9 protein-coding genes are annotated in these 13,931 nt (G+C 59.5%); 5 read left to right on the forward strand and 4 right to left on the reverse strand.

From position 1 onward, the window contains the following. Positions 1-13: 13 nt before the first annotated feature. Complete coding sequence (locus HV742_RS03630; protein WP_175144492.1) at positions 14-1,951, forward strand: B12-binding domain-containing radical SAM protein; 1,938 nt, start codon at positions 14-16, stop codon at positions 1,949-1,951. A gap of 240 nt (positions 1,952-2,191) precedes the next feature. On the opposite strand, the gene HV742_RS03635 is transcribed toward HV742_RS03630, so the two are convergent. Both HV742_RS03635 and HV742_RS03640 read right to left on the reverse strand, forming a co-directional pair. Next, on the reverse strand, positions 2,192-3,262 hold the full coding sequence (locus HV742_RS03635) for a ParA family protein (RefSeq protein WP_175144493.1): 1,071 nt from the start codon (positions 3,260-3,262) through the stop codon (positions 2,192-2,194). A gap of 64 nt (positions 3,263-3,326) precedes the next feature. Continuing rightward, on the reverse strand, positions 3,327-4,334 hold the full coding sequence (locus HV742_RS03640) for a helix-turn-helix transcriptional regulator (RefSeq protein ID WP_175144494.1): 1,008 nt from the start codon (positions 4,332-4,334) through the stop codon (positions 3,327-3,329). A gap of 227 nt (positions 4,335-4,561) precedes the next feature. On the opposite strand from HV742_RS03640, the gene HV742_RS03645 reads away from it, so the two are divergent. Next, entirely contained in the window at positions 4,562-6,679 is a 2,118-nt protein-coding gene (locus tag HV742_RS03645) for a TonB-dependent siderophore receptor (protein ID WP_175144495.1), read from the forward strand. Between the two features lie 98 nt (positions 6,680-6,777). On the opposite strand, the gene HV742_RS03650 is transcribed toward HV742_RS03645, so the two are convergent. Together HV742_RS03650 and HV742_RS03655 are read right to left on the reverse strand one after the other, a co-directional pair. After that, positions 6,778-7,650 carry a leucine-rich repeat domain-containing protein gene (locus tag HV742_RS03650; RefSeq protein WP_175144496.1) on the reverse strand — a complete coding sequence of 291 codons (873 nt, stop codon included), beginning with the start codon at positions 7,648-7,650 and terminating at the stop codon, positions 6,778-6,780. A gap of 167 nt (positions 7,651-7,817) precedes the next feature. After that, positions 7,818-9,830: a DUF4034 domain-containing protein gene (locus HV742_RS03655; RefSeq protein WP_175144497.1), complete on the reverse strand. Its 2,013-nt coding sequence runs from the start codon at positions 9,828-9,830 to the stop codon at positions 7,818-7,820. 171 nt (positions 9,831-10,001) lie between these two features. On the opposite strand from HV742_RS03655, the gene HV742_RS03660 reads away from it, so the two are divergent. The 3 genes from HV742_RS03660 to HV742_RS03670 all read left to right on the forward strand — a co-directional run bounded on the left by HV742_RS03660 (position 10,002) and on the right by HV742_RS03670 (position 13,399). Next, complete coding sequence (locus tag HV742_RS03660; RefSeq protein ID WP_175144498.1) at positions 10,002-10,865, forward strand: hypothetical protein; 864 nt, start codon at positions 10,002-10,004, stop codon at positions 10,863-10,865. Positions 10,866-10,945: 80 nt separating this feature from the next. Beyond that, positions 10,946-12,613 (forward strand): TIGR04141 family sporadically distributed protein, encoded by a 1,668-nt coding sequence (locus HV742_RS03665; protein WP_254600936.1) that lies wholly within the window; start codon positions 10,946-10,948, stop codon positions 12,611-12,613. Between the two features lie 570 nt (positions 12,614-13,183). Beyond that, the gene (locus HV742_RS03670) at positions 13,184-13,399 is read left to right on the forward strand and encodes a hypothetical protein (RefSeq protein ID WP_006395668.1); all 216 of its coding nucleotides are present in this window, start codon (positions 13,184-13,186) and stop codon (positions 13,397-13,399) included. The last annotated feature ends 532 nt before the right edge of the window (positions 13,400-13,931 follow it).

Raw genomic sequence — 13,931 nt, forward strand, 5'->3', positions numbered from 1 at the left:
CCCGCCGTGTCTCATGTCTGCCACGCCCCTCCGCGTGCTGTCCGTCATCCCGCCGATGACGCAGCTCAATACGCCATACCCGTCCACCGCCTACCTGACCGGCTTCCTGCGCTCCCGCGGCGTCACGGCCACGCAGGAAGACCTGGCGTTGGCGCTGGTCTTGCGCCTGCTGTCGCCCGACGGCCTGCGCGCCGTGGCGGCCAGGGTGGATGCGTTGCCGCTGGACAAGCACACCCCCGCGATCCAGGCCTTCGTCGCCATGCAGCCGCGCTACCTGGCCACCATCGCCCCGGTGATCGCCTTCCTGCAAGGGCGCGACTCGACGCTGGCCCACCGCATCGTTGGCCGTAACTTCCTGCCTGAAGGCCCGCGCTTCGCTTCGCTGGATGTGTACATGGACGACGAGGGCGGCGACCCGCTGGGCTGGGCCTTCGGCGCCCTGGGCCTGCAGGACCGCGCCAAGCACTTGGCCACGCTGTATCTGAACGACCTGGCCGACGTGCTGCGCGACGCCATCGATCCGCGTTTTGAATTCGTGCGCTACGCCGAATCGCTGGCCGGCAGCCAGCCGACCTTCGACCCGTTGGCCGAAGCGCTGGCCGCGCCGCTGAACCTGGTCGACGACACCCTGCGCGACCTGACCCTGGAAGCCCTGGCGCGCCACCAGCCCACCATGGTGCTGCTGTCGGTGCCGTTCCCCGGCGCCGTCTACGCCGCCTTCCGCATCGCCCAGGCGATCAAGGCGCAAGACCCCACGATCATCACCGTGCTGGGCGGCGGCTTCGTCAACACCGAGCTGCGCGAACTGAAAGACCCGCGCGTCTTCGACTACTTCGACTTCGTTAGCCTCGACGCCGGCGAGCGCCCCTTGCTGGCGCTGATGGAACACGTGCAAGGCAAGCGCTCGCGCCAGCGCCTGGTGCGCACCTTCCTGCGCGACGCCGACAGCGGCGCGGTGCGCTACGTCAACCTGGTCGAGCCCGACGTCGCCTTCGCCGAGGTCGGCACGCCCACCTGGGACGGCCTGCCGCTGGACCGCTACCTGTCGCTGCTGGACATGCTCAACCCCATGCACCGCCTGTGGAGTGACGGTCGCTGGAACAAGCTGACCGTGGCGCATGGCTGTTACTGGAAGAAGTGCAGCTTCTGTGATGTCAGCCTGGATTACATCGGCCGCTACGAAGGCGCCTCGGCCACGGTGCTGGCCGACCGCATCGAGGCCATCGTGCAGGAAACCGGGCAGACGGGATTTCACTTCGTCGACGAGGCCGCGCCGCCCAAGTCCCTCAAGGCCCTGGCCACCGAGCTGATCGCGCGCAACGCCGGCATCTCGTGGTGGGGCAACATCCGCTTCGAGAAAACCTTCACCCCCGAGCTGTGCGAACTGCTGGCCGACAGCGGCTGCATCGCCGTCTCGGGCGGCCTGGAAGTCGCCTCGGACCGCCTGCTGAACCTGATGAAGAAGGGCGTGTCGGTCGACCAGGTGGCGCGCGTCACGCGCGCCTTCAGCGACGCCGGCGTCCTGGTGCACGCCTATCTGATGTACGGCTTTCCCACGCAGACCGTGCAGGACACGGTCGACGCGCTGGAATATGTGCGCCAACTGTTCGAAAACGGCTGTATCCAGAGCGGGTTCTTCCACCGCTTCGCCTGTACGGTGCATTCCCCGGTGGGGCTGAACCCCGAGGAATACGGCGTGACGCTGCGGCCGCTGCCGGACGTGACGTTCGCCAAGAACGACATCGGTTTCGACGACCCGACCGGGGTGGATCACGACGCGCTGGGACGGGCGTTGAAGAAGGCGATCTACAACTACATGCACGGGATCGGGCTGGACGAGGACGTGCGCACGTGGTTTCCGTTCAAGGTGCCGAAGACGACGGTGGGGCGGCATCGGATTGCCAAGGCGTTGAGCCAACAAGCAGGGGGCGAACTGAGGAGCGTGAAATGAGCTTTTCGTCCGGGCGAGCTGTCAGATATCCAGATTGTGAGGGATCTTGATCCAATCTTTGAACAATCAGACTTTGCCGGGCGGGCTGTCAGTGGTGAGATCAGCGCCTGGGGTAGTCGCGCCCAGCTATTTCTGAGCTTGAGCGCGATTACCATTTCCGCCGCGTTATGCGTTCCTGCAGTGAATGCCGGAACGCACCGCGCAGTGATAAATTTGAAAATTTCCTACAGAAAGCAAGAGTTAATCAATGTACTCGATTAATTCCTTGAGTGCCTGTATGCATTCACTTACTCGATCCGCATTGACTTTGACATTTTGTCCGTGAACCTCGTAGTACCCTTGCTCCATGGCTGAAAGTGGTCTTCCCAGATGTGCAGATACAACGCCCGCTGTATTAAAGTCACGCAAAGCAACGGCGAAATGGTCGCGAAAATCCGTTAGAGACTTAAGGGGGGTAGGTGTCGCGGTGAAATACGTCGGATGGGTATTGAATGCGGCAAATAGTGTGTCAGCTGTGGCGTCGGAAAGGGCCTTAAACGCAGTGGCTGCGCCATCGTATTGCGTTAGACGATTGCCAACTATGACATGAATTTCGGGTACGGCAAGGCCATGTTTTTGTGCCTGCGCTGCATAGGTCCAGGTTCCATAAATGGGGTGTGGAGGAATCTGCCCATGTAGTAGGATGAACATCGCATTTGTTGCTACGCGAGATGAGTCGTCCGCATTAACTGGCGTTATTAGCCGTTGTGCTGCTGATACCGCAAGCTCCGTATAGATGGAGAAGCTTGGATTTGTATCGATAAAGATCATCCATTCTTCATCGTCAGGAGAAGAAATATTATTAATAAAGTTCCAGAAAATCTGGTGAACCCACTTCCATGGCTGGGTTGCAGGAGTCAGTGCTGGTGCCGCAGACGCAGCGGAAATAGCGGGCGCCATCGGCTCTAGGTTGCCGTCGCCACAAAGGAGAAACAAATTATCAGGCATAAATTCGTTATAGGCTCGAGCGCCAACGACGAATTTCCACGGGTCGGGCAAGGGGGCGCCGGCACCCCCCGCGATCACTGTGCTTAAGTAGCCCACTACGGTTTTGGGAGTCGCCTCCATGCATAAGTTAAGAACGCTCTGCTCGCCTTGGACTCCGCCCCCCAATAGCATCATGCTCGAATTTGATTGCGGGCATAGGTCAATCACCAGCACATTCACGTCAGGATGTTCTTCTGCATAGCGTGAGGCTAGATGGAAGGTAATGGTGCTCTTACCCACTCCTCCCTTATTGTTCCAAATTGCATAGCTTCTCAGAAGCGCCATTTTATCTCCCTAATCGTCACAAGATCTGTCGTAAGTCTACAGCAGCTTTCAATGATGAGAGAATTTAATCAGCATAGGGTGGGCTGGGAGAATCGTTGACCTCGCGCTTGAATTCTCCAGGCCCCATCCCAAATTCCCTCCGGAACGCCGCCGCGAAGTGGCTGGGATTCGAATACCCCATATCGAACGCTACCTCCATCACCGTCACCTTGCCCGCCCGCAGCCGGTGCTGCGCCTCGCGCATCCGCGCCTGCTGGAACAAGCCGTAGACGCTGTGCCCGAACAACTCGCGAAAGCCGCGCTTGATGCGCATGGCGCTCAAACCCGTCTCCGCGGCCATCTGCGCCAGCGTGGGCGGGTGGGCGAGGTCGGCCAGCAGATAGTCGCGCGCCGCCATCAGGCGTTGCCGTTGCGGCGTGACGGCATTGGTCCGGCGAGTGTCCGCGTGGCCGGCCTCGAGAAACAGGCCCGTGAGCATCATGGCCTGCGCTTCGCGGATCAGCCGTGCGCCGGGGGGGGCGCAGGCGGGCGTGCGCAGGTGCTTCAACTCGCGGCTGATGGCCAGCGCGGCTTGATGCAGCTTTTCGCCGCGGTAGCCGGTGCGAAAGTAACTGCCGGAGTCCAGTGAGCGCCGCAGCGCCGCGTCCTCTTCGTCCTCGATCCACGTGCGCAGCACGTCCGGTCGCAGCGCAACGGTCAGGCTCTCGCATACCCCATGTTGGGCAAAGTGTCCACGGCGATCTGGCGTGTAGTACAAGCAGCCCGACGTTTCCCTGATGGCCTCGCCCTGTCCGGCGACGCCGCCTTCCAGCCAGCAATCGGTCTTGCCGCGCAATTGGTACGACAGCAATACGCGGTCGCCGTCGTCACGCGTGTGCACGGTGAAGGGCTGCTCGAATGCGCTTTGCCAATGGCACAGCTCGATGCCCTCCGCCACTTCCGCGTACACCAACCGATGTCGTTGTCCTGACAGGTAGTGCGCCAGGAAGTCCGTGTCGAACATCGAGGACGTGGGCACATCGGGCAGGGAGGAAATGGCGCCGTGGCGCGGCGCGTCGGGATGGGTCTTCATGAAGCGATGCCGGGGGACCCGTTTCGGGGGTGACGACCCGATCCGGGTAGTTAAAGGAATGAGACGCAATATTAAATGGAGCGGCTTCCAAGCAATGCCCATACATCGCGCCCGGCGACACGCGCCGGGTCTCGGGATGCATGCCATCAAACAAACGGACCACGCTCATGATCTTCCAATCCCGCGCCAGATGCGCATCGCCCCGGGTTCTTACCGTCGGATTTCATTTGCTGCTGCTGGCCTGGACCCAGCCCGGCGCGGCGCAGGCGGCCGCAGCGGCCAAGGCGGGGGACGCGCCCACCTTGCCGTCCGTCGAGGTCGTCGGCATCCCGCAGGACGACGGCGTGGTGCCGCGTCGCTCCAGTGCCGCCACGCGCACCGACACGCCCCTGATCGAGACGCCGCAGTCCCTCTCGGTGGTCACCCGCGAGCAGATGGACGCGCGCAACGTGCGTTCGGTCAACGAGGCCTTCCGCTACGCGCCCGGCGTCGCCACAGAATCCTGGGGCGCCGTCACCGCCTATGACGACATGAGCATCCGCGGCTTCAGCACGGGCAACGGGCCCGTCGACACCTTCCTGGACGGCATGCGCCTGAACCGCGGCGTCGTCTTCGGCGGCCAGCAGGTCGATCCTTTCCTGCTCGAACGCATGGAAGTGCTGCGCGGTCCCGCCTCGGTGCTGTACGGCACCTCCACGCCCGGCGGCGTCATTGCGCTGACCAGCAAGTTGCCGCGCGAAGACGCCGTGCGCCTCATTGAGCTTGAGGGCGGCACCAGCCGCTACCGTCGCGGCTCGTTCGACCTGGGCGGCAAGGCCGACGAACGCGGCTCGCTGCTGTTCCGGGTCGTCGGCACCGCCATGAACAGCGATGGCCAACTGGACGGCACCTGGCTGCGCCGCCGCGCGGTCGCGCCCTCGCTGACCTGGCAACCCAGCGCTGCCACCCGCTTGACGCTGTACGCGCGCTACCAGGACGATCCCGGCCTGGGCATGATCTCGTCGGTGCCGGGCATCGGCAGCGTACTGCCCAACCCCCATGGCCAACTGCCGCCCCGCTTCAACGTGGGCGAGCCGGGCTACGACACGTTCGCGCGCACCATCCGCGCCGTGGGCTACCAGTTCGACCAGAAGCTGGCGGGCGACTGGTCGATGAGCCTGAACGGCCGCTACACCCGCGTCGACAGCGACTATGACGCCGTGGTCCTGGCCGCCTTGCAACCGGACCTGCGCACCATCGACCGCCAGGTGCTCGGTTCCACCGAGCGCTACGACAGCTTCACCCTGGACAACCAGTTGAAAGGCCGCTTCGCCACCGGCGCCGCGCGCCACGAACTGCTGGCCGGCCTGGTGTGGGAGCAGATGCGCGGCGACGGCGACTACCGCACGACCTACAACGGCACCAAGCTGGACCTCTACAACCCCGTCTACGGCGCGCCGCAGCCCGTCCCGCCCACGGTCATGGACAAAGGCATGCGCTCGACGCTGACCGGCCTTTACGTGCAGGACCAGGTCGCGCTGGGCAACTGGCACACCACCGTCGGCGTGCGCCAGGACTGGTCGACCATCGATTCCACCGACAGGCTCTGGCACAGCGGCTTCACGCAGAAGGACCAGGCAACCACCGTGCGCGTCGGCACGCTGTATCGCTTCGGCAATGGCCTGGCGCCGTATGCCACCTACGCGCAGTCCTTCGAGCCCGTGAACAGCCTGTCCGCCAGCGGCGAGCCGTTCAAGCCGACCCGGGGTGAGTTGTTCGAGACCGGCCTCAAGTACCAGCCGGAGAACTGGGACGCCCTGTTCTCCGCGGCGATCTACCACCTGACCCAGACCAACGTGCTGAGCGCCGACCCCGCCAACCCGCGCCTATCCGTGCAGTCGGGCGAGGTCCGCTCGCGCGGGCTGGAGCTGGAAGCGCATGCGCGGCTGTCGCCGCAGTGGAGCGTGATCGCGGCCTATACGTGGCAGAACGTCGAATACACCAAAGGCAATGCCAACGAAGTGGGCAGGACGCCGTCGCGCGTGCCGACGCGCTTTGGCGGCGTCTGGCTGGCGTGGGAGGCGCCCTCCGGCCTGGGCGCGGCGCTGGGGGTTCGGCATAACGGGGGAAGCTGGGGCGGGTACCAGACGTTGCAGGATTTCCGCGTGCCGGGATACACCTTGGTGGATGCGCAACTGCATTACGACCTGGGGCGGCAGGTGCCCAGCTTGAAAGGGACGAAGGTGCAGTTGAGTGTGTCGAACTTGACGGACAAGCGGTATAGCGGGGGATGCTATGACCTGGATAACGGCTGCTTCGCGGGGGCGGGAAGGGTGGTCAGTTTGAAGGTGGGGTATCAGTGGTGAGGCGGGCGGATTGATGGCGGGGCGGGCGCGTCGGTGGGCAGCCCGCATCCCCGGCTATTGAAGCCATGACGCAGGGCTGGGGGCGTGCGCTCATGCAGCTATGTCGTTGCCGCGATGTTGGAATGCCGTAGTTTGGCTCGCAGCTTGGCTTCCAATTCACCCAGGCCGATATTGCCGCAGCCCACCAGCGTCAGGTCTTGCAGGGCGGGTAGCGCCTCCAGGGTATTGATATCGGTGATCCGCTTGCAATACTGGATATTCAGTTGCTCCAGCGCCGGCAGGGCGGCAATCGGGCCAATGGTTTCCAACAGGCCTTGATTCTTGAGCCGCAATGAACGCAGTCCGGAAAGCTGTTCGATTCCCGCCAGCGTTTTCAAGGAGCGCCCCGCCATCAGGCCCAGCGATAACAGGGGCAACGCCGCGATGCGGTGAAACAGCGATTCATCGAACGGGACATTGAACAGATTCAATTCCTGCAGCGGCAGCCGCAAGGCCTGATCTAGCAGTTTGCCGGGTTTGTCCGGCAACATCGACAGCGACTTCAGCGCCGGAAAATCCTCCGCCTTGAACCGCATCGGAACGTTGACCTCCAGCGACTCCAACTGCGGCATCGGCCCGGCCGACCAGGTATATGACCCCGGGCAATCAAAAATCGACAGATGCCGCAGGCTGGCCGGCAGCATCTCGGCGCGCAGGGTCTTGACGACCGAGGCCTGGATATTGCCGGGTCCGATGGACAGATGCGTCAGGGCGGGTAGTCGGGAGATTAAGTCCGGCAGTTCCAGCACCGGGTCCAAAGGTGGCGCCCATAGATGGACGTATTCGATCGTCGCCAGCGTGGCCGGGTCCGGCGGCGCATCGTAGAAAAGCACTTGATCCGAGCCATGCGCCTGCGTGGCCTGGCGGCTGTGCATCAACAGCCATCGCTTGTCGCGGCCGGGTTGGGGCGTTGAAAACGAAACTGGCGACATACGGGCTCCGGAGTCATTACGTCTGTCGGCAGCGCGAGCCTGGCGACAGCGGGACAGGCATGGTCGAGGGTAGAACAATAAAGCAGAACGGCAATGCCGGGCGAGCCGGATTGCCGTTCTGTTTTGGCGGCGCCGTGAAAGGCGCTTCCGTTTTGCCGCCAGACAGTTTATTCAGCCGGCTTCGGCGGCAGATCCTCCGCCGTCACGCCGCCCCGTCCCAGATACGCCCCGAACACCGTGCCGATGGTCTTGACCAGACTGTGCGAGTTCATCACCTCGCCATGGATCTCGTCGATACCCTCGTCGTCCGGTTGTAGCTTGCTGGCGTGCCCCACCCATTCGATGGCGGCAAAGCGGTTCTTCTTGGCGCCGTGACCGCGCGCATAGGCCAATCCGATTTCGGCGCTCGCGCGGGCGGCGCGCCAGTCGTCGTCTTCGTCGACCAGCGGCCGCAGATACTCGCGCACGCCGCTCTGTTTTTCCGCGTCGGTGCCGTGGTCGCGCAGCAGCACCCCGATGCGCAAGCGCGCCAGACCGTCGGCGCGCGGTTCCTCGCGCGACTCCTGTAGCAGCCGCAATACCGTCTCGACATTCTCGCGGCGCGAGAAATCCATCTTGCCGTCGAACAGGTGCCGATGCGCCATGTTGTACTTGGCCAGCGGCGAACCATCGTCCACCGCGCGTTGCAGCCATTCGTCGCGCACCGCCTCGTCCAGATAATGGTCGGGCGTGTTGTCGCGGAAGCCGCGGTGAATGTCGTACATGCTGCTGGCCGCGTCGGGAAAACGCCGATCCGCCAACTGGCGTGTCAGGAAATAACCTTCCTCGTGCGCGCCGCCATCCCACAGCATCGCGGCGGCCGCCAGCACATTGAAACTGTCGTCCGTCTGGTCGCGACCGAGTTCGGCGGCGCGATCCAGCAGTTGTTGCGCCTTGGCCGGATCCTTTTCAAACCCCCACAGCCCGAACTGATGCGCCACCGCCACCAACCCCTGCGGGGTCGCCAACTGGTCCCAGCCGCTCATGCGTTCCAGCACGCGCTTGAACGCGCCGTCGTCGTCCGGGATGTGGTGAATCAGCGTCACGTGCGCGAAACTGCGGAATGGCCCGTCCACTTCGCCAAAATACATATTCCCCGGGAATGCCGCCACGCTCTGCGCGTGCAGCGCACGGGCACGCGCATGGTCGCCCAGTGAATAACTGACGAAATTCGCGAACCGACCGAGCGCCTCGCCGCGTTCCTGGGGCCGCACATCGCGTTGCAGGAACGATTCGAAGGCCTGGCGATGGGCTTGCACAGCCTGCGTTTCTTCCGATTCCGGAAAATCGCTCAGCTCGTCCCACAGGCCGACCCAGCGGATCGCGTTGCGCTGCGGCTCCGTCAGCGTCTCGCACAGCGGGCCGCTGGCCAGGCCGTCGATATCCTCGTAACTGCCGCCCCAACGCGGTTGCAGATACTGCGCATATGCGATCAGCGTTTCCAGGTGGCCCGGGCGCAATTCCAATGCGCGCAGCAGCCAGTAATCCTTGCCCTGTTCCATTTCATGCTCGGCGCGCGGCGCGAGCCATGCAGGCAGGGACTGCGGCGCCTGATCCGGTTGCAGGCGCGGCACGCCGTATTCCGCCAGATGCGCCAGCGCGGCGTCCATCAGCCCGGGTTCCTCGACATCGTCGTGGGTAATGGTTTCCGGAGGATTGCCTTCGAACAACTGGCGCAGCCAATACGGCTCTTTGAAATGCGCCGCCATTTGCATCATGGTCACGCAGGCCGCGACGGGACGCGGCGACAGCGTCATGGCTTTCAATAGCGAGGCGGCGGCGGTTTCGCAGGCCAGGGCGGCGCCGATCCAGCGATCCTGCGTCACGCTGTCTGCCCAGCCAAAGCCGCGGATATCCGCGGCGCGGCCGAAGCAGAAGTTACCCAGGACCAGGTGGGCGTGATAGGAGTCGGGGCAGGCGGCGATCCAGGCCTGGAGGAAGTCAGCGGCCTGCGGGTAGGGGACGGTGCTGTAGTCGAAGAGGGTGCCGGAGAGGACGGCTTCGGAATAGGGCGAGTCCTCGGTGTCGGTGGCGGGCCAATCTTGCTGTTCCAGGTCAGCGTAGTAAGCGTCGATGTCGGCGAACGCACGAGACATTGTTAGGGAGCGGATTTGGCGGCGGATTGACGCGATGTTAGGCAAAGGGCATCCAGAGAAGGCAGGGTTGGGATGTGGCGAATAATGCTTCAACTTGCGGACTGGGGCCAGCGAACAGGGTGACTAAAGACAACTGTAGTTTCCAAATGTTATAAAACTGTGAGGCGGCGTTGCCTCGAGGCTCCTCTCGTTGAAATTTTTCTTAAGAGATAGATCGTGCTTGAAGATATTTCGTTTGCACAACCGATGTCGATTCGTGAAGCGGGCTATGACGAATACTGGCTCCAGGATCAAATATGGGGCAATCCCGCAACATTGGGCCTCGGAGACTTAGACGCGTTGAGTAAAGAACGGCGTCAGAATTCCGGCGGCAGGTTGGATATCTTGTTGAAGGATCCCCAGGACGATTCGATGTATGAAGTCGAAGTAATGTTGGGTGATACAGATGAGACTCACATAATTCGTACCATCGAGTACTGGGATAACGAAAAGCGTCGTTGGCCTCAGCGCCAGCATTATGCTGTATTGGTTGCTGAGAACATTACAAGGCGCTTTTTCAATGTGGTTCATATTTTAAGTCATTCGATACCGATCATAGCAATCCAAGTTGCGCTCATTGATGTGGGAGGAAAGAAAGCGCTTCACTTTACAAAGGTTCTTGATACTTTTGAAGAGGTTGATGACGGAACGGAGGAACAAGAAGTCGAGGTTAATCGCGATTTTTGGAATAAAAAGGCGAAATGGACGGCTGAGACGGCTGACTTTTTGATGGAAGTCGTGGGCTCCGCATTACCAGAGCCGAAGATTAGCTACGTAAAAAATTACGTGTCAATTAGCGTTGGTAGAAATAACTACTTCTGGCTGCACAAGCGGAGTGGCAATAAGTCTTTGCTGGGATTTAGAATTGCTCCCCATTTGGCGGATGAGGCGCAGAAATTGCTTGATGATGCCACTATATCTTTTACGCGAAAGCCTAAATCGTTTTTGATTACAACAGATATGGCGGCTATCGGTGCAAATACGGAGATCTATTCACGGTTAGCTGGTCTGGTTCGGAGAACGTGGGAAAAGACAGCCTGAACTCCCCTAAGTTTCAGGGTGTTTGGAGATGAGGTGCTAGGTGAAAGATGTTCGACATGAATAGTTGTCCTTGCGTCTAGATGCTGCTGTTTTTATTTGTCGCAATGGTCGTTTCTGAAAAGGCGGGAATGAGTATGGCGAAGGTAAAAAAGGAAAAGCTGTCAATATATTTAGCGAAAGACCGCGTGGTCGCACGTGCGGACCTCATAAAGATGGAGGATTCGCAGCCTCCTGCGCTTCTATCGGTAGCTGGCGAAACGGTTGAGGTATACGTCAAAAAAGATATTCAAAGACTGCCGCCTAGTTGGACAAAGCTTTTCACGAATAATTCAGAAATGATTCCGGAGGATTTTGGGGGTACGCGGAACGTAGGGGCGGTGGCGATATTTGAACGAATGGGGCGGTTGTTCTTATTGTCTTTTGGGTCTGGCTATCACCTACTGAAATTAGACGGGGTGGAGCGCGATTTTGGATTGCGCGTTACCCTCGCCTCCGTAGATGCTGATAAGTTACGTAGTGTCGATAAGGCTAGTTATGATGCCAACCCCCTGAATTCCCGCACGCAGAGCACTACTGAGGTTGATATATTCGAATTGCAGATGGATTCCGAATTGGAAATGCTCTATGCCATCACTGGAGCTTCGCGAGTTCCTTTGTTCGGCTCTCACGTTACGGGTCGGGATGCGCTAACGATAGCCGTGAGCACTGATCTCGGAGGAATCCCCCCTATTCTAGATGAAGCATTGAGGCGTTATAACTCACCGCTCCCGTCGGAGTTTGAATGGGTCGATAATATTAGAAAAGTCAAGGATCCTGAAATCATATCGGTCCTAGATGCATGTTTAAATGACGAACTAGCTGCGCCGACTTCAACATATTTTTGGCTAGGTGAGCCTGAAGTGGTTGATTGGGAGGATCAGATAGGTTATTCGTTTGATATGTATGCAAATACGCCTAGAAGCGTAGTTTTGAAGATGGAAGATTTAATAGACTACCTTCAAAGAACCTCACGAGTTCTGAGCGTAGATGTGCTTAAAGGGTTGACCGTTCATATAAATAACTCCAACTATGAGTCAACTCGTTCGTGGTCTGCCTATCGGTGTTTGTATGCTGAGCTGGTCCTCGGTGCGGAACGCTACATGTTGCGCAATGGTGTTTGGTTCCAGGCGGAGCCTAGTTTTGTTGCATTGATCGATGATTACATTTCAAAGATCGATGTATATCCATTCAGCTTTCCCGTTTATGGGTGTGATCGTGAGGATGAGTACAATGAAATGCTTGCAAGAAATGATCCCTGCTTTGCCTTAATGGATAAGAAAAATACAAAATTAGGAGGGAGATATGACAAAATTGAATTTTGTGACTTAATCCGAGATGGAACTGATCTAATCCATGTCAAGTACTATCGAAGTTCTGGTACGCTCAGCCATCTTTTTGCCCAGGGGTTTGTCGCTGCGGAAGCGTTTGTGAGAGACGTAGAATTCAGAGAAAAATTAAATGAAAAACTTCCCGATAGCATGAGGCTTGCGGATCCTCAATTGAAACCAAAGGCTAATGACTTTAATATAGTATTTGCTATTGCAACGACAAAAACGCTGCCAAGAGATCTTCCATTTTTTTCCAAAGTCACGTTGAGAAATGCTCTCAAGACGCTGATCGCGCTGGACTATAAGGTGCAATTAGCCACTATTGATGTGGACCCATTTTTGATCGCCAAAAAGAAATGTAAGCCCAAGAAGGGAGGGTGATTCTTGAGAGATATCGAGGGCTGTGCACAGCCGGTGTGGCTCATCAACAGCCGGTGCGACGAGGCTAATTATGGGGTTCGAGGGGCCCTCAATTCCTCCGTTAAAACTGGAGTCCGTCCAATTTTCATGCTGCTGTTGCCGCAGGTCGCAAGCTTGTTCGAATTATTCCTGAGCAATCACTCAAATATTGCTGCTTGGCCTCTCCATTTTGACGATTAGCAAGCCTCAAGTTGCTGAACTGCGAATCATCCGGCGCAGTATGCCGTTCATAGGTCCAAGAATGATCGTCTACCAGACTTCCCTGCATAGATGCGATAAGTGAAGGCTGCTGCCATTGCCGCAGCTACGTCGTTGGACGTTTGCACCAGTCAATCTGAGCGCTCTTTGTGGGAGCGTGGAACTAGTATCCAGCTCCTGAGCATCAGCTCAAGCATGAAGCATGCCAAATTGAGCGTACTAGAAATTCGGCTCGAATGCTGGAGTTACGTGGCTGGGTGGACCGTGAACCCCCTGATTCGCGCTCGTAGGTCATCCCCATCCCGTACACTACTTCGACAACCAAGGAGTTCCATGTCGATTCAAAACCTAGGCCGTTACGGTATCGTGCTATTTCTCGCTGCGTTGAGCTCGGGCTGTTCTTCAATCATCGGCGAATGCGGCTTGGTTCGCAGTAGCTGCATGTATGACGGGAAATACGAACAGGGCGAGGAAGACTACGCGGAAGCCGAGGCGAAGCGGCTGAACAAGCAGTCGACGGATCGGTTGCGTCGAAGCTCTGGGGATTGAATCCAGGCGTCTTCCGGCCGTCGTGTTCAGGACGTCGTTATTGAGGCGACGGGTGGCGCGACGGTTGACCTCCGATCCCCGGGATTGCTCACTATTGCGGTGGGCAGGCCTCAAGATAATTCCGGCCCGCCGCCGCCACGCCCATCAATGCACTGACCCCGCCGGCGCCACGCCCCCAAGCTCCAACCCCGTCCCATCAAGCGCCGTGTCCACAAGATCCATGATGTGATCGCACAGGCTCTCGACCCCACCCAGCAAGTTGGCGCTGACCCAAGGCTCCAGTGGCGCCGCCCCGGTACTCTCGGGTTCTGTCGCGCTATTGCCCACAATCCGGGCGATGGCCCAGATGCCCAGGCAAGCCCGTTCTATTTTCCGAAGATCAGCAAACCGAATAGGGACGCTCTCCGGATCATCCGGCGTGGCCCAGCGGTCAAGGGTGTAGGAGTGGTCGTTCATCGCGGCTGCCTCTGTCATTAAGCCCGCGCCCCGTTGTCGGTCGGGGCGGGCGAGCACAAGGCCGGGTTGACAGACC

This window comes from Achromobacter ruhlandii (genome assembly GCF_902859695.1).
Classification (GTDB): domain Bacteria; phylum Pseudomonadota; class Gammaproteobacteria; order Burkholderiales; family Burkholderiaceae_B; genus Achromobacter; species Achromobacter ruhlandii.